Source organism: Martinezella rhizogenes (assembly GCF_027460065.1).
Taxonomy (GTDB): domain Bacteria; phylum Pseudomonadota; class Alphaproteobacteria; order Rhizobiales; family Rhizobiaceae; genus Agrobacterium; species Agrobacterium rhizogenes_C.
The window spans coordinates 951,589-973,031 of sequence record NZ_JAPYZZ010000001.1 but is presented as its reverse complement, the minus strand read 5'-3'; the positions used below and the strand labels follow the sequence as shown (position 1 = coordinate 973,031).

25 protein-coding genes are annotated in these 21,443 nt (G+C 59.5%); 9 read left to right on the top strand and 16 right to left on the bottom strand.

Annotated elements, in window-relative coordinates; genetic code table 11:
- Positions 1–134 precede the first annotated feature (134 nt).
- The 6 genes from zapE to sdhC form a co-directional block, all read right to left on the bottom strand.
- The gene (gene zapE / locus O8B93_RS04645; RefSeq protein ID WP_269708588.1) at positions 135–1,298 is read right to left on the bottom strand and encodes a cell division protein ZapE; all 1,164 of its coding nucleotides are present in this window, start codon (positions 1,296–1,298) and stop codon (positions 135–137) included.
- Between the two features lie 92 nt (positions 1,299–1,390).
- The gene (locus tag O8B93_RS04640) at positions 1,391–1,933 is read right to left on the bottom strand and encodes a protease inhibitor Inh/omp19 family protein (protein ID WP_269708587.1); all 543 of its coding nucleotides are present in this window, start codon (positions 1,931–1,933) and stop codon (positions 1,391–1,393) included.
- 205 nt (positions 1,934–2,138) lie between these two features.
- Complete coding sequence (locus O8B93_RS04635; protein ID WP_052818754.1) at positions 2,139–2,918, bottom strand: succinate dehydrogenase iron-sulfur subunit; 780 nt, start codon at positions 2,916–2,918, stop codon at positions 2,139–2,141.
- A gap of 15 nt (positions 2,919–2,933) precedes the next feature.
- Positions 2,934–4,775 carry a succinate dehydrogenase flavoprotein subunit gene (gene sdhA, locus O8B93_RS04630; protein WP_269708585.1) on the bottom strand — a complete coding sequence of 614 codons (1,842 nt, stop codon included), beginning with the start codon at positions 4,773–4,775 and terminating at the stop codon, positions 2,934–2,936.
- 7 nt (positions 4,776–4,782) lie between these two features.
- The gene (sdhD, locus tag O8B93_RS04625; protein WP_269708584.1) at positions 4,783–5,163 is read right to left on the bottom strand and encodes a succinate dehydrogenase, hydrophobic membrane anchor protein; all 381 of its coding nucleotides are present in this window, start codon (positions 5,161–5,163) and stop codon (positions 4,783–4,785) included.
- 11 nt (positions 5,164–5,174) lie between these two features.
- Positions 5,175–5,567: a succinate dehydrogenase, cytochrome b556 subunit gene (gene sdhC / locus O8B93_RS04620; protein WP_174009399.1), complete on the bottom strand. Its 393-nt coding sequence runs from the start codon at positions 5,565–5,567 to the stop codon at positions 5,175–5,177.
- Positions 5,568–5,871: 304 nt separating this feature from the next.
- Here sdhC and O8B93_RS04615 point away from each other — a divergent pair, with 304 nt between their 5' ends.
- A complete protein-coding gene (locus O8B93_RS04615) occupies positions 5,872–6,240 on the top strand; it encodes a hypothetical protein (protein WP_269708583.1) in 369 nt (122 codons plus the stop codon).
- Here the strand turns inward: O8B93_RS04615 and O8B93_RS04610 are convergent, their stop codons facing one another.
- Genes O8B93_RS04610 through tsaD form a run of 5 tightly spaced genes read right to left on the bottom strand, consistent with a single transcriptional unit; the run spans position 6,241 to position 9,744 of the window.
- Complete coding sequence (locus O8B93_RS04610) at positions 6,241–6,885, bottom strand: class I SAM-dependent methyltransferase (protein ID WP_269708582.1); 645 nt, start codon at positions 6,883–6,885, stop codon at positions 6,241–6,243.
- 7 nt (positions 6,886–6,892) lie between these two features.
- Positions 6,893–7,336, bottom strand: a complete 444-nt coding sequence (locus O8B93_RS04605; protein ID WP_003504993.1) for an EVE domain-containing protein — start codon at positions 7,334–7,336, stop codon at positions 6,893–6,895.
- Between the two features lie 6 nt (positions 7,337–7,342).
- Positions 7,343–7,636 carry a YciI-like protein gene (locus O8B93_RS04600; protein WP_269708581.1) on the bottom strand — a complete coding sequence of 98 codons (294 nt, stop codon included), beginning with the start codon at positions 7,634–7,636 and terminating at the stop codon, positions 7,343–7,345.
- Positions 7,637–7,663: 27 nt separating this feature from the next.
- A complete protein-coding gene (locus O8B93_RS04595) occupies positions 7,664–8,647 on the bottom strand; it encodes an NAD(P)H-dependent glycerol-3-phosphate dehydrogenase (RefSeq protein WP_269708580.1) in 984 nt (327 codons plus the stop codon).
- Complete coding sequence (gene tsaD, locus O8B93_RS04590; RefSeq protein ID WP_269708579.1) at positions 8,647–9,744, bottom strand: tRNA (adenosine(37)-N6)-threonylcarbamoyltransferase complex transferase subunit TsaD; 1,098 nt, start codon at positions 9,742–9,744, stop codon at positions 8,647–8,649. The genes O8B93_RS04595 and tsaD overlap by 1 nt, the downstream gene beginning before the upstream one ends.
- 73 nt (positions 9,745–9,817) lie before the next feature.
- Here tsaD and hemC point away from each other — a divergent pair, with 73 nt between their 5' ends.
- From hemC to O8B93_RS04560, 6 genes are all read left to right on the top strand, one after another.
- Positions 9,818–10,747, top strand: a complete 930-nt coding sequence (hemC, locus tag O8B93_RS04585) for a hydroxymethylbilane synthase (RefSeq protein WP_269708578.1) — start codon at positions 9,818–9,820, stop codon at positions 10,745–10,747.
- Positions 10,748–10,751: 4 nt separating this feature from the next.
- Complete coding sequence (locus O8B93_RS04580) at positions 10,752–11,492, top strand: uroporphyrinogen-III synthase (RefSeq protein ID WP_269708577.1); 741 nt, start codon at positions 10,752–10,754, stop codon at positions 11,490–11,492.
- Between the two features lie 73 nt (positions 11,493–11,565).
- Positions 11,566–13,017 (top strand): COG4223 family protein, encoded by a 1,452-nt coding sequence (locus O8B93_RS04575; RefSeq protein WP_269708576.1) that lies wholly within the window; start codon positions 11,566–11,568, stop codon positions 13,015–13,017.
- 4 nt (positions 13,018–13,021) lie between these two features.
- A complete protein-coding gene (locus O8B93_RS04570) occupies positions 13,022–14,800 on the top strand; it encodes a heme biosynthesis protein HemY (protein ID WP_269708575.1) in 1,779 nt (592 codons plus the stop codon).
- A 14-nt stretch (positions 14,801–14,814) separates the two neighbouring features.
- A complete protein-coding gene (locus O8B93_RS04565) occupies positions 14,815–15,303 on the top strand; it encodes a tellurite resistance TerB family protein (RefSeq protein WP_269708574.1) in 489 nt (162 codons plus the stop codon).
- A complete protein-coding gene (locus O8B93_RS04560; protein ID WP_269708573.1) occupies positions 15,293–16,024 on the top strand; it encodes a glutamine amidotransferase in 732 nt (243 codons plus the stop codon). The genes O8B93_RS04565 and O8B93_RS04560 overlap by 11 nt, the downstream gene beginning before the upstream one ends.
- A gap of 12 nt (positions 16,025–16,036) precedes the next feature.
- Here O8B93_RS04560 and O8B93_RS04555 read toward each other — a convergent pair whose 3' ends face one another.
- Entirely contained in the window at positions 16,037–17,269 is a 1,233-nt protein-coding gene (locus O8B93_RS04555; protein ID WP_269708572.1) for an MFS transporter, read from the bottom strand.
- 243 nt (positions 17,270–17,512) lie between these two features.
- Here O8B93_RS04555 and O8B93_RS04550 point away from each other — a divergent pair, with 243 nt between their 5' ends.
- A complete protein-coding gene (locus O8B93_RS04550; protein ID WP_003492418.1) occupies positions 17,513–17,803 on the top strand; it encodes a YggT family protein in 291 nt (96 codons plus the stop codon).
- The gene (locus tag O8B93_RS04545) at positions 17,800–18,111 is read left to right on the top strand and encodes a DUF167 domain-containing protein (protein ID WP_269708571.1); all 312 of its coding nucleotides are present in this window, start codon (positions 17,800–17,802) and stop codon (positions 18,109–18,111) included. Before O8B93_RS04550 ends, O8B93_RS04545 begins: the two co-directional genes overlap by 4 nt.
- A gap of 5 nt (positions 18,112–18,116) precedes the next feature.
- Here O8B93_RS04545 and ppa read toward each other — a convergent pair whose 3' ends face one another.
- The 4 genes from ppa to typA form a co-directional block, all read right to left on the bottom strand.
- The gene (gene ppa, locus O8B93_RS04540) at positions 18,117–18,650 is read right to left on the bottom strand and encodes an inorganic diphosphatase (RefSeq protein WP_269708570.1); all 534 of its coding nucleotides are present in this window, start codon (positions 18,648–18,650) and stop codon (positions 18,117–18,119) included.
- Positions 18,640–18,807, bottom strand: coding sequence for a hypothetical protein (locus tag O8B93_RS04535; protein WP_269708569.1), 168 nt, complete (start codon positions 18,805–18,807; stop codon positions 18,640–18,642). Before O8B93_RS04535 ends, ppa begins: the two co-directional genes overlap by 11 nt.
- Before the next feature lie 12 nt (positions 18,808–18,819).
- A complete protein-coding gene (locus tag O8B93_RS04530) occupies positions 18,820–19,326 on the bottom strand; it encodes a GNAT family N-acetyltransferase (protein WP_006310825.1) in 507 nt (168 codons plus the stop codon).
- 215 nt (positions 19,327–19,541) lie between these two features.
- Positions 19,542–21,362, bottom strand: coding sequence for a translational GTPase TypA (gene typA / locus O8B93_RS04525; RefSeq protein ID WP_269708568.1), 1,821 nt, complete (start codon positions 21,360–21,362; stop codon positions 19,542–19,544).
- Positions 21,363–21,443 lie beyond the last annotated feature (81 nt).

Sequence of the window (21,443 nt, the reverse complement as noted above, 5' to 3'; positions counted from 1 at the left end):
CCGGCAGCCAAATTGTCGCACTTCGATTAGCCCCATTGGCCAAAATTGGCAACAGATTCTTTTGTGATGAATATTTTCAATCGTTTAGATCAATATTTTCTTACGTAAACGTAAGAAAATGCGTCACGAAAGTGTCAAACTTTCTGGCGCTTCTCGTGGTGCAACGCCAGATAATCCGCGCTGCGCATTTCAAACAGACGCGAGGCCGTGCGATCGAATTCGAAACCCTCGGTCCCCTTGCGCTTGCCGAGCAGATCTTCCGGCATGGCTGCGGCAGAGGCGAAAAGCCTGACGCTGTGATCGTAAAGCGCATCGATGAGGATGATGAAACGTTTGGTCTCATTACGCTTGTCCGCGTTCAGGAGCGGAATGTGATCGATGAAGACCGTATCGAAACGGTTGGCAATGGCGAGAAAGTCGGAAGCTCCAAGCGGCTTTTCACAAAGGTCGGAAAAGGAAAAGCGGGCAACCCGGCCGCTGGCGCGGGGCACGAGAATGGAACGGCCCTTCATGGCGATCTCGGTCGGCGCAACGAGATGACCGGCAATCATATGCCGCCATGCCATGTCCATCGCCTGATCCGCTGAACCGTCGAGCGGCGTCACGTAGACCGGCAGGCTTTCCAGCTTCTCCATTCGGTAATCGGTGGGGCTGTCCAGCGTCACCACATCCACATACTTCTTCAGCAGATCGACGAAGGGCAGAAACAGGCCGCGATTGAGCCCGTCCTTGTAGAGATTGTCAGGCACAACGTTGGAGGTCGTCACCAATGTGCAGCCATTGGCGAAAAGCTCGGTGAACAGCCGGGCGAGGATCATCGCATCGGCAATATCCGTAACGGTGAACTCGTCGAAGCAAAGAAGTTCTGCTTCCGCCAGAAGCTGGGCGGCGACGGGCGGAATGGGATCGGCCTGTTTGGTCTCGCCATTCTTCAGTTTCTGCCGGTGCGCATGCACTCGATTATGCACATCCGCCATGAATTCATGGAAGTGGCAACGCCGTTTGGACGAGACGGGCGCCATCTCGTAGAACATGTCCATCAACATGGTCTTGCCGCGACCGACGCTTCCATAGACATACAATCCCTTGACCGTCTTTGCCGGGCCGGACTTTCGGGCGAACATCCATCCGAGGGCGCTCGTTTTCCTGGCGGGCTTGCGTGCCTTCAGATCAGCAAGAATGCGGTCGAGATGGGCCGCAACGCCAAGCTGGGCGGCATCGGCCTGCAATGTGCCAGTTGCCGTCAATGCGTTGAGCTGCTCAACGACACTATGATTGTAATCAGGCAATGGCTTCATGGGAAAACGCCCCGGTCGCGGGCGCAGCAAGGCACCCGCGAGGAATGGAATGGCTCAGAACAAGGAAAGCGATCCGGCTGCACCGGACATGCTCATCGGCTGAGGCTGAGCGGCTGGCCGCTATTGGTCGTGCCGTCGAAGCGCGCATCGGCGCTCTTGTAGACGCGGCCAATCGTGTCACCCGAACGGTTCTTGAAGAGAACCATCTTGCCGGACACTTCCCAGGAGCCCATTGCCGTTAGCTCGCCCGAGCAACCGCGCGTGCCGCCACGCGAACCGCTGCCGAGGTTGGTGAGCGTCAGGAACATGTCGCAATTGGCGCCGCCATTGGAAACGCGCCAGTTGCCGACCATGGATTCCTTCGTCACATCAAGCGCCGCTGCCGGTGGGGCGGCAGAGGCGACATTTACGCCGCCAGGTGCTGCGGATGCAGGCGCCGATGGGAACTGGCTGCTGGAAGCGCCACCGGGCGGCGGCAATGCGCCGGACTGAACCGAGGGCACCGGCTGCGCCTGCAACGGCGGCGTATAACCGGGATTGTTGCTGCCGTTATTGTTGTAATCGTAGGAGGTACGTTGGCAACCGGCAAGGCTCATCACAACCGCAAGGCCCGTCACCACATATCTGAATTGCATATCAAGCTCCCGATTCTCTCGCTTCAGGAAAAACCATGACCAAACAAGAAGGCTGAATTATTACCAAAGCCTTATCTCGTGCAAGCGATGGCAGGGATAATTACCATTTCGGTCGATTTTTACCGAATTTTCCCAGGCCCGGTTGTAAAAAGAGCCGCGATCGAGACCGCGGCCGGATAGATTTTCTCTCTCAAACGAATCGCCGTTAGACGCGACGCTCGACCATCATCTTCTTGATTTCCGCGATCGCCTTGGCCGGGTTCAAACCCTTCGGGCAGGCCTGCGCGCAGTTCATGATGGTGTGGCAACGATAAAGGCGGAAGGGATCCTCGAGATTATCGAGACGCTCGCCAGTCGCCTCATCACGGCTGTCGATCAGCCAGCGATAGGCCTGCAGCAGAACGGCGGGGCCGAGATAACGGTCACCATTCCACCAGTAGCTGGGACAGGAGGTGGAGCAGCAGGCGCACAGAATGCACTCGTAAAGACCATCCAGCTTCAGACGATCCTCATGGCTCTGTTTCCATTCCTTGGCGGGCGTCGGCGAAACAGTCTTCAGCCAGGGCTCGATGGAGCGATGCTGGGCATAAAAGTTCGACAGATCGGGAACGAGGTCCTTCACAACAGGCATATGCGGCAGCGGATAAACCTTCACCGTGCCGTTGATCTCTTCCATGCCCTTGGTGCAGGCGAGCGTATTGGTGCCGTCGATATTCATCGCGCAGGAACCGCAAATGCCTTCGCGGCAGGAGCGGCGTAGCGTCAGCGTCGGGTCGATGTTGTTCTTGATGTAGAGAAGCGCATCGAGAACCATCGGGCCGCAATCGTCGACATCGATATAATAGGTATCGATGCGCGGGTTTTGGCCGTCATCCGGGTTCCAGCGATAGATGCGGTATTCGCGCACATTCTTGGCACCATCAGGCTTCGGCCAGACCTTGCCTTCGTTGATCTGGGAATTCTTGGGGAGAGCGAGTTCAACCATGTCCAGTTCCTCAAATCAGTAGACGCGCGCCTTCGGCTCGATCTTTTTCGGATCAATGCCGTCGGCGATCAGGTCGGTGTGAACCGGGCGATAGTCGAGCTTGACGTCGCCTTCGGGACTGACCCAGGCAAGCGTGTGCTTGCGCCAGTTCACATCGTCGCGACCGGCGAACGGACCATCGACGAAATCCTCACGGGCGTGCGAGCCGCGGCTTTCCTTGCGCGCTTCCGCGCCATAGACCGTGGTGATCGCGTTGGCCATCAGATTGTGCAGCTCAAGCGTTTCGACCAGATCGGAGTTCCAGACCATCGAACGGTCGGTGACCTTGACGTCCGGCAGCTCCTTCCAGATAGCCGACAGACGCTGGCAACCGCTTTCCAGCGATTCCTGCGTGCGGAACACGGCCGCATCGTCCTGCATGGCGCGCTGCATCTTGTCGCGCAGCACCGCCGTCGGCGTGGAGCCGTTGGCAAAACGCAGGCTGTCGAAACGTTCCATGATCTTGTCGCAGGCAGCAATGTCGAGCGCGGGAACCGGCGCATCGCGGTCGATGACCTGCGCGGCGCGAATGGCGGCGGCGCGGCCGAAGACCACAAGGTCGATCAGCGAGTTGGAGCCGAGGCGGTTCGCACCATGAACAGAGGCGCAACCGGCTTCGCCGACAGCCATCAGGCCGGGCGCGATGCGCTCCGGGTTGTTGGCATCGGCATTCAGCACTTCACCCCAATAGTTGGTGGGAATACCGCCCATATTGTAGTGAACCGTCGGCAGGACCGGGATCGGCTCGCGCGTCACATCGACGCCGGCGAAAATCTTGGCGCTTTCGGAAATGCCCGGAAGACGCTCATGCAGGATCGCAGGATCGAGGTGATCGAGATGCAGGAAGATGTGGTCCTTGTTCTTGCCGACGCCGCGGCCTTCACGGATTTCCATCGTCATGCAACGAGAGACAACGTCACGCGAGGCAAGATCCTTCGCCGATGGCGCATAACGCTCCATGAAGCGCTCGCCTTCGGAGTTGACAAGATAACCGCCTTCGCCGCGCGCGCCTTCGGTAATCAGGCAGCCTGCGCCATAAATGCCGGTCGGGTGGAACTGTACGAATTCCATGTCCTGAAGCGGCAGGCCGGCACGGGCAATCATGCCGCCGCCGTCACCGGTGCAGGTGTGGGCCGAGGTTGCGGAGAAGTAGGCGCGGCCGTAACCGCCGGTCGCCAGCACCACCATCTTGGCGGAGAAGCGATGGATCGTGCCGTCATCGAGGTTCCAGGCAACGACGCCCGTGCAACGGCCGTCTGGCGCCATGATGAGGTCGAGCGCGAAATATTCGATGAAGAATTCCGCATTGTTGCGCAGCGACTGGCCATAAAGCGTGTGCAGAATGGCGTGGCCGGTACGGTCAGCGGCAGCACAGGTGCGCTGCACCGGCGGGCCTTCACCGTAATTCTGCATGTGGCCGCCGAAGGGGCGCTGGTAGATCTTGCCTTCTTCGTTACGCGAGAAAGGCACGCCGTAATGCTCAAGCTCATAGACCGCCTTCGGCGCTTCCATGGCGAGATATTGCATCGCATCGACGTCCCCCAGCCAGTCGGAACCCTTTACGGTGTCGTAAAGGTGCCACTGCCAACAGTCGGGCGTCATGTTGGTGAGCGATGCGGCAATACCGCCCTGCGCCGCAACCGTGTGAGAGCGGGTCGGGAAAACCTTGGTGATGCAGGCCGTGCGGAAACCCTGTTCCGCCATGCCGAGCGTTGCGCGCAGACCCGCGCCACCGGCGCCCACCACGATCACGTCATAGGAGTGATCGACATAGGTGTAGGCCTTGCCATTCTGGGAAGGTGAACTGATCGATGCCATGGCGGACTTATCCTGCGAATGCGATTTTCAGAATGGCGAAGATGGAAAGACCGCCAATCAGAACCGCGAAAAACGTATTGAGCATCAGAAGAACGAGCTTCGAAACCTCGGCGTGAACGTAGTCTTCGATGATGACCTGCATGCCGAGCTTCATGTGAATGAGGCCGGAAACCAGCACCAGAGCCATGATGACCGCAACGAGCGGGTTCGACAGCGCGGCGACGACTTCCGGATAGGGCGCGCCGGCATATTTGATGAGGAAGATCACGAAGAAGATCAGCAGCGGAACGTTGGCGACCGCGGTGACGCGCTGGCGCAGGAAATGGTCGGTACCTTCCTTGGCGGAGCCGAGACCGCGAACCTTTCCGAGAGGTGTACGCATATCCATGAAAAATCTCCTCAGCGCACGATCAGGACAATGACCCAGATCAGCGCGGTCAGACAGATCGACGCGACCCACGAGGCCTTTGCCAGCTTGGTGGTAAAGTGCTTGTCGAAGCCATGACCCAGATCCCACATGAAATGGCGAAGGCCGCCCAGCATGTGGTGAACCAGAGCCCAAGTATAGCCGATCAGGATGAGCCTGCCGATGATCGTGCCCATCGCCCAGCTGACCCAGTCGTAATAGGCAGGGCCCGATGCGAGCGCGATCAGCCACCAGGCGACCAGTAGCGTCCCGAAATAAAGCGCCCCGCCAGTGATGCGGTGCACGATGGATGCAACCATCGTCGGGATAGGCTTGTAAATTTGAAGATGCGGCGACAGAGGCCGGTTATTTGTCACATTCGCCATCAGAACCTCGCGGCGTTTTCCCGTGCGCCCATCAAACCGGGCGCCCCCAAGCAACAGCACATGACGAAAGAATGTGCATTGCACCAACCGCGACGTTTAATCACATGGGGGCGTCATCACAAGCACATTTCATGACCGATTCGAATTTAATCGATTGGTTCACGAATTTTTTTTGGATTTTTTCATGTCAAAATAAAAAATCGAGCGTTTCCAAGATTTACGCCCTCAAAATATTTACCTTTACGTAATTCAGAAAAGGTGTAATTTACGATTGGTTAACCAATAAAACCGGAGCATGAGGCTCATGTTACAGCGCCGAATCGCCGCCCTGACCATGATGGTCGCAGGCGTCATTTTAACCTTCGTGCAACCGGCAGCAGCAGAGGATTTTTATGGTCGCCACCCATATCGGCATCATCAATCCGAAGTAAGCTTCTCTACCGATGGGTTGCCATCCGCCCTCCCCGGCGGCACCTATGTCGGCGGCATATCGGCACTGCGTGTGCGCGGAAACGGCAATTATTTCGCGATCAGCAGCGGATTTTCGCGAAAAGGTATTACGGATCGAGCGGCTCTGCAACTTGCGCCCAAGGCGAAAATCATCTCTGTCCATGCCGAAAACGCAGACGATGCCTGCGCCTACGAACATGGCGTCTGCATCATCAGGCCCTGATCAGATAAAACGCCACACCGTGGTCTTCTTCACTTCGCTGTCTTCCAGCGCCCGCGTCACCGGTACCTGATAGGTCGCCTCGGCGCGAAGGCGTTCTTTGGGCAGATAGGCTCGCCCCGGATCGCCGACAAGCACGCTCACACCCTTCTCCGTCAACTCCAGAAACCACGGCACGAGAAGATCGGCAAAGGCGCGGTCATAGAACACGTCGCCAGCCAAGAGGACATCGGCATCGACCGGCTTGCCGACGAGGTCGAACCCCGTAAAGCTGATATCCACGCCATTGAGCGCCGCATTCAACCGAATGGCCGTTTCCGTCCACGGATCGATATCGGCAGCGAGGACCTTGGCTCCACCGGCCTTTGCCGCGGCGATGGCAACCAGACCGGAGCCGCTGGCGAAATCCAGCACACGCCTGCCGCAAACGCTCTCAGGATGATCGAGAACATAGCGGGCAAGCCCCTGCCCGCCCGCCCAGGCGAAGGCCCAGAAGGGCGGCGGCAGGCCGATCTCTTCCAGCTCATCCTCCGTCTTCAGCCAAAGCTCGTGCGCCTCGGTGGCAAGATGAAGACGCAATTCCGGTACATGCGGCGGGCGCATGACACCGGTATTGTCGAAAATGAAGCGTTCGGGATCAGTCCTCACCGAAACATCAGTCCGGCGATTTCGGCGGATTGGCGAGGTTGCCCATGCGGCAGACCTCAAGATATTCCTCTTCCGTCACCGGCTGCACGGAAAGCCGCATGGAAGTGACGAGCGACATCTTCTCCAGCTTCGGGTTTGCCTTCACATCTTTCAGGGAAACCGGTTGAGGCATATCGCAGACGGCGCGGATATCAACGCAATCCCACTTCAGATCACCCTCCGCAGTCGAATCCGGATGCGACAAGGCACAGACTTCGACGATACCGACGACATCAAGCCCCTCATTGGAGTGATAGAAGAAACCTTTGTCGCCGATCTTCATGGCGCGCATGTTGTTGCGGGCCTGATAGTTGCGCACACCGGTCCATTCTTCACCGGCCTCGCCCTTGGCCTTCTGCATTTCCCAGGACCACTTGAACGGCTCGGACTTGTACAGCCAGTAATTCGCCATCTCCGGTCACGCTCCCGGATTGTTGAAGACCCAGTTATAGGGCTTCACGTCCACGCTTTCGAACAGGCCGGCCTTGGCATAGGGATCAGCCTCGGCGAGAGCCTTTGCCGCATCGATATCGGCAGCTTCCACGATGACAAGGCTGCCATTCGGCTTGCCTTCGGCATCCAGAAACGGGCCGGCGATCTTCAGCGTGCCCTCGGCATTCAGCTTGTTCAGATGTTCCAGATGGGCGGGGCGCGTTTCCATGCGCACACTCAGATGGCCGGGCTTGTCCTTGCAGATAAAGGCAAACAGCATTGTCGTCTCCTTATGGTCGGCCAACATTCATTCAGTGGTGATGGGCCGTGTCATCAATTGTTGCATGGCGCTCGCCACATCCAGATTGCCATCGATAATGGCGGCCACCGCTTCGGTAACCGGCATGTCGATTGCGTGATACTCGCCGAGCCGGGCGGCAACGGCTGCCGCAAAGGCGCCCTCCACCAGCCCGCCGGACATGTCCTTGCCCTCACCCCGGCCAAGCGCGATGCCGAAACGCAGGTTGCGCGACTGGTGGCTGGTGGCCGTCAGCACCAGATCACCAAGGCCGGAAAGTCCGCGCACCGTATCCGCCTTGCCGCCCATGGCGACGATGAGACGAGACATTTCGGCAAGCCCGCGCGAAATCAGCGCCGCCCGGGCGGAATCGCCAAGCCCCGCGCCTTCGACAATGCCGGCGGCGATGGCGAGAACATTCTTCAACGCCCCGCCAAGCTGCACGCCGATGCGGTCGGTCGAGGCATAAAGCCGGAAGGTCCTGCCGGAAATCGTGGTCGCCAGCCGTTCGGCAACTGCCGCATCCTCCGCCGCAATCGCCATGGCGGTCGGCAAGCCGCGCGCGATATCTGCCGCAAATCCCGGACCGGAAAGGACCGCAATCGGATGATGCGGCAGTTCCGCCTCCAGAAGTTCCGTCAGCAGACGACCGGAGCTGCGGTCGATACCCTTGGCGCAGGTGACAATGATAGAGTCGTTAGCCAGATAAGGGCCATAATGACGGGCGGCGTCGGCATGGGCCTGCGAGGGCATGGCGAACAACACGATACTGGCGCCAGCCAGCACGTCCGGCTCGGCCGAGAATTCAAGTGCATCCGGCAGCTCCACACCCGGCAGGGCGGCCTCGTGCACGCGGTCGCTCCGCAGATCGGCCATCAGTGATGGATCGCGGCCAAGCAGGGTCACGTCATGCCGGTTTTCCAGCGCGATGACGACGGCAAGCGCGGTTCCGAAGGCACCGGCGCCGATAACGACGATTTTTTCCCGCTGCATCAGGCCTTCGCTCCCCTTTTGCCGAAACCGATCAACGTCTCCGCGCTACCGTCAAGCGGCCAGCGAGAGCGTGGCGCGACCTCAAGCGCATCGGCTTGCCTGCCCTCCGCCATGCGCTCCAGCCCCGCCCAGGCGATCATCGCAGCATTATCGGTGCAAAGCCGGTGCGGCGGCGCGACGAAGCGGAAGCCGTGTGTATCGCAAAGTGCCTGCAGGGTCTGGCGGATTTCCTGGTTGGCGGCTACGCCACCGGCCACGACAAGAGCCGGTTCTCCATTGAGATGCGGAAATTCTTCTTTGAAACGCGCAAGGCCACGGCCGATCCGGTCTTTCAGAGTGCGCGACACCGCCTTCTGGAAGGAGGCGCAGATATCGGCAATATCCTGCTCCGAAAGCGGCGCGATGGCGGTCGCCGCCTGCCGCACCGCCGTCTTCAGGCCGGAGAAGGAAAAATCCAAACGGGTTTCGCCGACCATCGGACGCGGCAGTGGAAACCGGTTCGGGTCACCCTTCGCTGCCGCCTTCTCGACCGCTGGCCCGCCGGGATAGGGCAGACCCAGAAGTTTCGCGGTCTTGTCGAAAGCTTCACCCAAAGCGTCATCGATCGTGGTGCCCCAGCGCTCATAGTCGCCGACGCCGCGCACCAGCACCAGCTGGGTATGACCGCCGGAAACCAGCAGCATTAGATAGGGGAAAGACAGGCCATCGGTCAGCCGCGCCGTCAGCGCATGGCCCTCCAGATGGTTGATGGCGTAAAGCGGTTTGCCGGCCGCCTTGGCGATGGCCTTCCCGGTCATCAGGCCCACCAGCAGGCCGCCAATGAGACCGGGGCCGGAGGTGGCGGCAATGGCATCGACATCGGCAAGGGTGACGCCCGCCTGTTCCAGCGCTTCTTCCACCAGCGTGTCCAGCGCCTCGACATGGGCGCGCGCAGCAATTTCCGGCACCACGCCGCCATAGGCACTGTGTTCCTCAAGCTGCGACAAAACGACGTCGGAGACGATCTCGCCACGCCCGTCCGCATGCCGAACCACAATGGATGCAGCGGTTTCGTCACAGCTTGTCTCTATGCCGAGGATACGAAGAAAGGGGGTCATCAAATCTGTTCGTTCATTGCGATCATGCGCGGAGTTGGTCTAAGACAACTCCGGTAACAATGGATAGACGCGGATGCAAACAAAACCTTTCCGAATCGGCACGCGCGGCAGCCCGCTGGCGCTCGCACAGGCTTATGAGACCCGCAGCCGGTTGATGGCGGCGCATGGTCTGCCGGAAGAGATGTTCGAGATCGTCGTGCTGTCCACCAAGGGCGACCGGATTACCGACCGCGCCTTGTCGGAAATCGGCGGCAAGGGCCTGTTCACGGAGGAACTGGAAAACCAGCTTCTGTCCGGCGAACTCGATATTGCCGTGCACTCCTCCAAGGACATGCCGACGGTTTTGCCCGAAGGCCTGCATCTCTCCGCCTTCCTGCCGCGTGAAGACATGCGCGACGCCTTCATCGGCCGCACGGCACCGAAGCTTCTGGAGCTGCCGCAGGGCGCGGTTGTCGGCTCCGCCTCTCTGCGCCGCCAGGCACTGATCCGCCGCCTGCGACCGGATCTCCGCGTCATCGTTTTCCGCGGGCTGGTCGACACTCGTCTGCGCAAGCTGGAGGAAGGCCAGGCGGATGCGACGCTTCTTGCCTTTGCGGGCCTGAAGCGGCTCGGCAAGGACAATGTGCCAACGGAAATTCTCGATCCGAAAGAGTTTCCCCCCGCTCCGGCCCAGGGCGCGATCGGGGTCGAGAGCCGCATCGGTGACGCCCGCATGGATGAATTGTTGGCTCCCATAAACGACAGGCCCACTTATGACGCCGTGACCTGTGAGCGCGCCTTTCTGGCAGCGCTTGACGGTTCCTGTCGTACCCCCATTGCCGGTTACGCCACCTGCGAGGGCGATAACTTGCATTTTTCCGGCCTGATCCTCACCCCCGATGGCCAGACAAGCCATGGCATCGAAATCTCCGGCAACCGCAAGGACGCGTTGATACTGGGGAAAAAGGCCGGCGAAGAGGTGCGCGCCAAAGCGGGCAGCAATTTCTTCGAAGGCTGGAGCTGAGCCGATGCGCATCGTCGTCACCCGGCCGCAGCGTTCGGGCGAAAGGACGGCCGCAAAGCTTGAAGCGCTCGGCCATGAGCCGGTGCTTCTGCCGCTGTTTTACCCCTCCAATCATGGCGAACGCGCCATGGTGGCGCTGTCCGATCCGGCTGGAGCCATCGCGGTGACCAGCGCGGAAGCCCTGCGGGCGATGGCAACGTCCGGAGAGCAACTCGCCCCCTATCTGTCAAAACCGCTTTTCGCCGTCGGCGGGGCAACCGCGGAAGCGGCGAGAAAAACCGGCTTCGAGCAAATATTCACCGCCTCCGGAGATGCTCTGGGTCTGACCGCGTTGGTTAAACAGCACCGCGCTTTTTTGACTGAGGAAGAACCCTTGCTCTATCTCGCCGGCAGACCACGCGGCTCGGTTTTCGAGGAAGGCCTTGCCGCTGCCGGCATTCCCTTCAGAACGGTCGACTGTTACGAGATGCTGCCCTCGGATATTTCCGAAAACACGCTCGAAACGACGCTTCTCGAAACGACCGCCGATATAGTCCTGCTTTACTCCTCGGAAGCGGCGCGGGCTTTTTTCCGTCATGCATCGACGGATAAATACGCGACGGCGCTGACCGCGACAAAATTCATCTGCATCAGCCGCAATGTGCTTTCTCTGGTTCCGGAAATCTTCAGCTCAAATGCCAAGGCCGCCGAAGAGCCGAGCGAGGCCGCGATGTTCGAACTTCTGCACCATAACTCTGGAACCTAATTCGACCTCGCCTCTTTCCTTTGCCGCCGTCACTGACTAGGTTTAGAGTACTGCAGGCAGAAATGAGGTTGTCATGGTATCGGGAAAGCCGCCACGCCACTCCAAGTCCAAAGCCGAACCGGTCACAATCGACCTGGACGCAAAAGACGTGAAAGCAATTTCCGCCGATGAGGACGCTGCAAGGACGGAGGAAAAGCCCGGTGACCAAACGCCGGCCGCAACGGCGGAGCCGAGCGTTGCAGAAACAAAGCCCGCAGCAACAGCTGGCAATCCCCCGCCAGTCTGGGATCAGCCGCACAAAACCCCTATCGAGCCTGAGCCCAACGTCGGCAAGACGGAGGTAGAACCTTCCGCGCCGAAGGCAGAAAGCTCTGTGGACAAGCCAAAAGAGCCGGCTTCACCAGCTGCAGCACCGCCAAAAGCCGATGCCAAACCGGCAACGAGCGCCAACGGGGCGAGCGCCGCTGCCGCTGCCGCAGCCTCCTCAAAGCCGACCTTTGGCTCCACAGCCTCCACTAGCGCATCCGGCAGCGCCGCTGCCACGGCAAAGCCCTCAGCAGCCACCGCCTCATCTGGACCGGCCAAACCCTCCACGCCGCAAGAGGCGGAGCGTAAACAGGCAGCAACCTCGGGCCTGATCGCTGCCGGCATCGTTGGCGGCCTCGTGGCGCTGGCCGCCGCTGGCAGCATGCAATATGCGGGTATCCTGCCTTCCTTTAACGCGGGCAAAACCGGAAGCGATGAAATCGCCGCGCTGAAATCCGATCTCGGCGGTCTGCGGCAGCAGCTCGCCAATGCTCCGGCGGCAGACACATCGGCCCTGGAACAGCGCATCGCTAGGCTGGAAGGGGCAAAGGGTGAAGCGCCGCAGGTGGATGGACTTTCGGAAAAAATCACTGCGCTGGAAGCTGCCCTGCAATCGGAGCGATCCGCGCAGGCCTCCGCCACATCAGAACTGACGCGCCGCCTTGCGGATGCGGAAGCCAAGATCAACGAGCCGCGCGACGATATCGAAGTCGCCCGTGCGATTGCATCGGCCGCACTGAAGGCAGCGATCGATCGCGGCGGACCGTTCCTCACCGAACTCGACACGCTCTCCAAGGTCACGCCTGACGATCCGGCCATCGCATCGCTGCGATCCTTTGCCTCAACCGGTGTGCCATCCCGTTCAGAGCTGATCCACAAATTCCCCGATATCGCCAATGCGATGCTGTCGGCCATCAACCAGCCCGACCCCAATCAGGGCATCATGGAACGCCTGACCGAAAGCGCCTTCTCGCTGGTGAAAGTTCGTCCGGTCGGAAATATCGAGGGTGAGACAGCCGACGCGATGATCGCACGCATGGAGAACAAGCTGCGCAACGGCGATCTGCAGGGCGCGGCTCTTGAATGGAACGGGCTTCCCGAGGCGGCCAAGACGGCATCCGCGGACTACAAGAAATCTCTGGATGCGCGTATCGAGGTCGAAAACCTCGTGGGCGGCACGTTGAACCGTGCCATCACCAGCACCGGCAGGCAGGGGTAAGCGCATGACCAGAATTCTGACTTTCGCCGTTATCGTTCTGGCGCTTGGTTTCGGTTTCTCCTGGCTGGCGGACAGGCCGGGCGTGCTTTCCATCGTCTGGCAGGGCCAGCTGATCGAAATGAGCCTGATGGTCGCCGCCTCCATCATTGCGGCGCTGGTCGCCGCCGTCATGCTGGTCTGGTGGGTCGTCAACGCCATCTGGACATCGCCCAACGCCGCCCGCCGTTATTTCCGTGCCCGCAAGCGCGACCGGGGTTATCAGGCTCTCTCCACCGGCCTCATTGCCGCCGGTGCTGGCAACGCCATTCTTGCCCGCAAGATGACGGCCCGTACACAGGGACTGCTGAGTGCCGATCAGGAACCACTGATCCATCTGCTCGATGCACAGGCCGATCTGATCGAAGGCAAATATGACGAGGCGCGGCGCAAATTCGAAGCCATGGCCCGCGATCCCGAGACCCGTGAACTTGGCCTTCGCGGCCTTTATATCGAGGCGCGCCGTCAGGGCGCCTACGAAGCCGCCCAGCAATATGCCGAGGATGCGGCGGAAAAAGCACCCTATCTGCCCTGGGCGGCACAGGCGACGCTGGAAAACCGTTGTCGCAACGGACAATGGGACGATGCCATCCGCCTGCTCGACCAGCAGAGAGCGGCCAGCGTCATCGAACGCGGCGAGGCGGAGCGGCTAAGAGCGGTGCTTCTTACCGCCAAGGCCGGCGAAAAGCTGGAAAGCGACCCCGTGGGTGCCCGCGAGGATGCCAAACACGCGCTCAAGCTTGCCAAGAGCCTCGTTCCGGCAGCACTGATCGCGGCAAAATCCTATCTGCGCGAAGACAATCTGCGCAAGGCGGCAACGGTTCTGGAACCCGTGTGGAAGAACGATCCGCATCCGCAGATCGCCCAGCTTTATGTCCGCGCCCGCAGCGGCGATACCGCCATAGACCGGCTGAAACGCGCAGAGCGGCTGGAAAGCCTGAAACCTAACAATATCGAGTCGCTGTTCGCCGTGGCGCAGGCAGCGCTCGACGCCAAGGAATTCGCCAAGGCACGGGCCAAAGCCGAAGCCGCCGCGCGGATCGAGCCGCGCGAAAGCATTTTCCTGCTGATGGCCGATATTGAAGAGGCCGAAACCGGTGATCAGGGCCGGGTGCGCTATTGGATGGCACAGGCGCTACGCGCGCCGCGTGATCCTGCCTGGGTGGCCGATGGCATCGTCTCTGAGAAATGGCTGCCGGTGTCTCCCGTCACCGGTCGTCTCGACGCCTTCGAATGGAAAGCGCCGTTTGGTCAGCTTGAAGGACCCGTTGAAGATTTGACGATCGAAAACGCTATTGCGGCAGCACCGGCCAAAGCTGAACCAGTGGCAAAGACAATCATTGTTGAAACCCCACCCGAAACAAGAGTTGAGGCGAAGCCTGCTCCGGCCCAGAGGGCCGAGATGAAGCCTGTCGTCCCATCGCAAAAAGAGAAAAAGCCCATCACGATCGCCATCCCACCGCAAACAGAGGCGTCGGCCGAAAAAGCGGAAGCCGTGCCCTTTTTTGGCGGTGCTCCTGATGATCCGGGTGTCAAGAAGTCGGGCGTGGAGGCTGAAGCCAAGACAAAGGCGGTCGTGCCGCCGCAGAAAGAGACAAAGCCAGCCACAATCGACCCGCCAAAGCCAAGTGATGTATCGGCTGAAAAGAGGGAAGCTTTGCCGTTTTTCGGCGGCGCCCCGGATGATCCGGGCGTCAAGAAGTCAGGCGCGGAAGCCGAACCCAAGACCCGGCTCAAACTCTTCTGACCAGCAGGCTATCGATGTTCCAGCAAATACAGTCGTTTATTCAGAACCTCGTCGGCCCGAATGCGGGTGACTTCAGCCCTGATGATCTGAGGGTGGCGGTAGCCGCCCTCTGTTTCCAGGTGATGGAAGCGGATGGCACCGTCTCGAAAAGCGAGCGTGACCGCCTGCGCGAGATTCTGCACGAATATTACCACCTCGATGGCGGCAAGCTCGATGCCCTTCTTACCGCCGGTCAGGAGGCGGGCAAAGAAGCGGTCGATTATTACCGCTTCACCGCCGATATCCGCCGCCATCTCGATGAAGATCAGCGCGTGGAGCTTATTGGAATATTATGGGATATTGTTTACGCTGACGGCGAACGAAGCGAAATGGAAGATCATGTGATCTGGCGGGTGGCCGATCTGCTTGGTGTTTCCGTGCGCGACAGGGTTCTGCAACGTCAGCAGGCCGCCACGAGGTCCGGGCCCGCTGAAGAAAGCGAAAACGAAGACGATGCTGTTTGACCCCTCAAGGCAACAGAGAGAACAACCTTCGCTGCTAGTCGTCCTGCATCAGGAACGTTCCACGCCCGGCCGCGTCGGCCAGATACTGGTGGAAAAAGGGTACCGCCTCGACATACGACGCCCCGCACTGGGTGATGACTTGCCACAGACGCTGGAACGCCATGCCGGCGCCATCATCTTCGGCGGCCCGATGAGCGCGAATGACCCACATGATTATATCAAAGCCGAAATCGACTGGCTGAAGGTGCCGCTGAAGGAAAACAAACCCTTTCTCGGCATCTGTCTCGGCGCGCAGATGCTGTCCAAACATCTGGGCGGCAAGGTGGAGGCCGACAGGGACGGCAAGGTGGAAATCGGCTGGTATCCGCTTCACGCCACCGAACACGGGCGGCTTTTGATGCCGCATTGGCCGACGATGGTCTATCACTTCCACAAGGAAGGGTTCGAACTGCCGCGCGGCGCCGAGCTTCTGGCTTCAGGCGAGACCTATCCCAACCAGGCCTATCGTTATGGAAAAAATGCCTGGGGCCTGCAGTTTCACGCCGAACTCACCCGCGCCATGATGCATAGCTGGGTGGTGCGTGGCGCGCAGCGTTTCGGCATGCCCAATGCGCAGGTCGGCAGCCAGCATCTGGAAGGCCGCATGCTGTTCGACACGCCGCTCAGGGCATGGCTCGGCAATTTTCTCGATCTGGTTTTTGAAGGCAAGGCGCAGCGCTAAGACCTTACGGGGTCATTGCGGCGCATCCAGATTGTCGATCTTGCGCAGCTTGGAAAAACCAAGCGCCCAGATGACCGCCACCGCAAGCGTCCCTGCCCCGCCGATAACGACGGCCGGCACAGCACCCACGACATGGGCCATGGTGCCGGCGCGGAACTCACCCAGCTCGTTCGATGCGCCGACAAATACCATGTTCACGGCATTCACGCGCCCGCGCACCTCATCCGGCGTCCAGAGCGCGATCAGGGTCTCGCGGACATAAACCGACACCATGTCCGATGCACCCATGACCACCAGCGCGGCGATGGACAGCCACGCGGTTTGCGAGAGCCCGAAGACCACGGTGGAAACGCCGAAGAGGCCAACACCGACAAACATCAGCAGACCGGCGCGGTGACGGATGGGCCTGAAGGCCAGAATGACCGCAACCGTGATCGCGCCGATTCCGGGGGCCGCGCGCAAAAGCCCGAGACCCCAGGGCCCGAGTGTCAGCACTTCCTTGGCAAAGATCGGCATCAAAGCGACAGCACCGCCCAGCAGCACAGCGAAAAGGTCGAGCGAGATCGCGCCGAGGACGATCTTCTCCTGCGAGATGAATTTGAACCCGGCCAGCATGGTTTCCAGGCTGATGGCTTTTGCCGGCCCACGTTGTTCCGGCTTGCGGATCGCCAGGGCAAGCGTTGCGGACACGATGAACAGCACGAACGCCACGCTATAAGCGGTAGACGCACCGAGGCCATAAAGCAGACCACCGGCAACCGGGCCGAGGATCGATGCCATCTGCCAGGAGGACGAATTCCAGGCGATTGCGTTCGGCAGATCTTCGACGGGCACGAGATTGGGCGCCAGCGACTGGACCGCCGGCCCCATGAAGGCCCGCTCAATGCCGAAGACGACGAGAATGGCGAAGACCGGCCAGGGGGAAAAGCTGTGCGTCAGCGTGAGACCGAGGAGCGCCAAAGCACAGAGCGCCGCCATCAGCAGACATATCGCCATGATGCGCCGGCGATTGTGCCGGTCGGCGACCGTTCCCGTGACAAGGATCAGAAGCAGCGACGGCAGAAACTGGAAAAGACCGATCAGGCCAAGATAAAAGGCGTTGCCTGTCACCTCATACATCTGCCAGCCGACAGAAACGCTGACGATCTGGATGGCGAAGGCCGAAAAAAACCGAGCGCTGAAAAAGCGGCGATAGGAACTATGCCGGAATGCGCCAAAGCGGTTTTCGGCAGAAGGCAGGGACATCGGCTGTGCTCGCGAGACAATATGAGAGCTTTGCAATAGAGCGATATGATAGGAATCGCCAGCCCTCAACAGCGGGATGACGAAAAGTGTGAGCGGTTTTCGTCTGGAATCCCGCGCAAAGCCGTGAATCAGATTGTGATGATCGCCGGTCGCTCAGACCAAAGATCATTACGATCTGGCGGAACACTTGCCGGTTCACGCGTCAATGTCTAAATGTCTTGCAACCAAGATACGGAGATATTGATGCTTGCCCTGTTTCAGACCATCGATCTGGCCTTGAACCTCTATACGTGGGTGCTGATCGCCAGCGCTATTTTTTCCTGGCTTTACGCCTTCAACGTCATCAATTCCCGCAACCAGTTCGTGAACGCCATCGGGAGTTTCCTGGTCAATGTCACGGAACCGGCCCTGCGCCCCATCCGCCGCATTCTGCCCAATCTCGGCGGCATCGACATTTCGCCGATCATCCTGCTGCTGATCATCTTCTTCATTCGCTCCTTCATGTGGAACACGCTTTATCCGATGACCGTTTGAGCGGGTTCTGGCGAAAACACGATGATCATGTCCGCCTGTCCGTTCGCCTGACGCCGAACGGCGGGCGGGATATGATCGACGGCGTGGAGCAGGATGCCGACGGGAACGCGCATCTGAAAGCCCGCGTCAGCGCCGTGCCGGAAGGCGGCAAGGGGAACAAAGCCCTCATTGTTTTGCTGGCAAAAAAACTCGGCCTGCCCAAATCTTCCATCACCTTCATTTCAGGCGAAACAGCGCGTAAAAAAATCCTCCGGATCGATACCGACCCGGAGGATTTCGAAAAGCTTTTTAAAAAGCTGGCGGTTTAGGCCTGTCAGCCCTGCGCCTTGTAGCGCTCGATGGCTTCGACGATCAGCTTCTTGGCAACGTCGACATCCTGCCAGCCACCCATCTTCACCCACTTGCCGGGCTCCAGATCCTTGTAGTGCTCAAAGAAATGCTCGATCTGCTTCAGCGTGATTTCCGGCAGGTCGGTGTAATTGTGGACCTTGTCGTAACGGCGCGTCAGCTTCGGAGCCGGCACGGCGAGGATCTTCTCGTCCTTGCCACCATCATCTTCCATGATCATCACGCCGATGGGGCGGACATTGATCACGCAGCCGGGAACCAGCGGACGGGTGTTGCAGATGAGAACGTCGATCGGGTCGCCGTCGTCGGACAGGGTGTGCGGCACGAAGCCATAGTTACCCGGATAGGTCATCGGCGTGTAGAGGAAGCGATCGACGATCAGCGCACCGGCATCCTTGTCCATCTCGTACTTGATCGGGTGTCCACCCACCGGCACTTCAACGATGACATTCACGTCATTCGGCGGGTTCTTGCCTATGGAAATTGCATCAATACGCATTCGCTTCCCTCAATTCGACGGGTTGGATTTGGTTTTCGATACTGGGAAAGTCGCCGCATTGCAACATGGCTTTGAGCGGATAAGACAGAATGCCGGATTTGAGGTTATCGCGATTACGCATGGCGGCCGCAAAAAAACACACCATCGCGTAATCCATCCGCAGCTCTTGTCAGTTCCAGACGAAACCGACCTTCCGCAACGACTTGCCGCCGAAATCTTCCATGCCTTCGGCAATGTCGCGGCCGCCATGCGAACGGAAGAACCGATTGGCGACGTCACTGTCTTCGAGGCACCAAACGACGATGCCATTGCAGCCAAGCGATGTCAGCAGCCTGCGGGCCTCCGTGAACAGCAGTGAGCCGAGCCCGATGCCCTGATATTCCGGCCGCAGATAAAGTTCGTAAATCTCGCCGTCATGCGGCAGCCCGCGTGCACGGCTAAGACCGAGCGTCGCATATCCGGCAACCACACCGGCCACTTCCACCACCAGCATGGTGGCAGAGCCTCTCGTCGCCTTCTTCCACCAGATCTCTCCGCGGCGCTCCAGCATCTGCGTCAACGGCCGGTGCGGAATAAGCCCCGCATAGGCCTGTTGCCACGACAGACGGTGCGCTTCGGAGATGGCGCGCGCATCATGCGGCTCGGCACGGCGAACATCGATGGATAACGTTTTCATAACGCGATTCTGGCCCCGGCCACGGAAACTTGCCAGTCATAAAGGTTAACGCCGGCAGGCTTACCCACAGCCTATTCATGTGGACGACCAGGAAAAATTAACGCATCCTTAACCTTTCGCACAAGCACCTTTCGACTCATGCACACATAAAAACGAATGCATAAAAAAACCCGGCTCAGGGCCGGGTTTTTAAAATTCATAACGACTAACCGCAATCAGATTGCGAGCTTGGCCTTTTCGAAACGCTTGCGGTCGTTTGCGTCGAGGAACATCTTGCGCAGACGGATCGACTTCGGCGTCACTTCCATAAGCTCGTCTTCCTGGATCCACGAAAGAGCGCGGTCGAGCGTCATGCGGATCGGCGGCGTCAGCTTGACAGCTTCATCCTTGCCGGCGGCGCGGATGTTGGTCAGCTGCTTGCCCTTCAGCACGTTCACTTCGAGATCGTTGTCGCGCGTGTGAATACCGATGATCATGCCGGCATAAACCTTCTCACCCGGCTCGATGATCATCGGGCCGCGATCTTCCAGGTTGAACATGGCGTAAGCAACAGCCTCGCCCGAACCGTTGGACAGGAGAACACCGTTGACGCGACCGGCAATCTGGCCCTTGAAGGGCTGATAGTCGTGGAACAGACGGTTCATGATGGCCGTACCGCGCGTGTCGGTCAGCAGTTCCGACTGGTAGCCGATCAGGCCACGGGTCGGAGCATAGAACTTCAGACGAACGCGATTGCCACCGGAAGGACGGAGCTCAGCCATTTCAGCCTTGCGCTCGGACATCTTCTGAACGACGACGCCGGAATGCTCTTCATCGACGTCGATCACGACTTCTTCGATCGGCTCCAGCAGGGTGCCGTTCTCATCCTTGTGCATCACAACGCGCGGACGCGATACAGCAAGTTCGAAGCCTTCGCGGCGCATGGTTTCGATCAGAACCGCCAGCTGCAATTCGCCACGACCGGAAACGAAGAACGAATCCTTGCCTTCGGCTTCTTCGATCTTCAGCGCAACGTTGCCTTCGGCTTCCTTGAACAGACGGTCGCGGATAACGCGGCTGGTAACCTTGTCGCCTTCGGTGCCGGCAAGCGGGCTATCGTTGACGATGAACGACATGGTGACGGTCGGCGGATCAATCGGCTGCGCGGTCATCGCCTCGGTCACGGACGGATCACAGAAGGTATCGGCGACCGTACCCTTGGAGAGACCGGCAATGGCAACGATGTCGCCCGCATGGGCTTCTTCGATTGCAGTGCGCTCGATACCGCGGAAGGCAAGGATCTTGGAAATACGACCGGTTTCGATCGTCTTGCCATCCTGGCCCAGAACCTTCACGGCCTGGTTCGGCTTGATCGAACCGGAAGCGATGCGGCCGGTGATGATACGACCGAGGAAGGGGTTGGCTTCGAGGATCGTGCCGATCAGACGGAACGGACCTTCTTCGACCTTGGGCTCCGGAACATGTTCGAGAACCAGATCGAGCAACGGTGCAAGACCCTGATCCTTCGGACCTTCCGGGTTGACGTTCATCCAGCCGTCGCGGCCAGAACCGTAGAGGATCGGGAAGTCGAGCTGCTCGTCGGTCGCGTCGAGGTTTGCGAAGAGGTCGAAGACTTCGTTGATGACTTCTTCATGACGGCCATCCGGACGGTCGATCTTGTTGATCGCAACGATGGGACGAAGACCAACCTTCAGCGCCTTGCTGACCACGAATTTGGTCTGCGGCATCGGGCCTTCGGAGCTGTCGACCAGAACGATCGCGCCATCCACCATCGACAGGATACGCTCGACTTCACCGCCGAAATCGGCGTGGCCGGGGGTATCGACGATGTTGATGCGAACACCCTTCCACTCCACCGAGGTCGCCTTGGCGAGAATGGTGATGCCGCGTTCCTTTTCGAGGTCGTTGCTGTCCATCACGCGCTCTGCAACGCGCTGGTTGTCGCGGAACGAACCGGATTGCTTCAGAAGCTCGTCCACGAGCGTCGTTTTTCCATGGTCAACGTGCGCGATGATCGCGATGTTGCGAAGTGCCATTGTTCAAAATCTCTGAGGTTGGGCGCTATATTGATGAGATACGCCAATTTAGTTTGGCGCGCTCATAACCTTTTTTTTGCA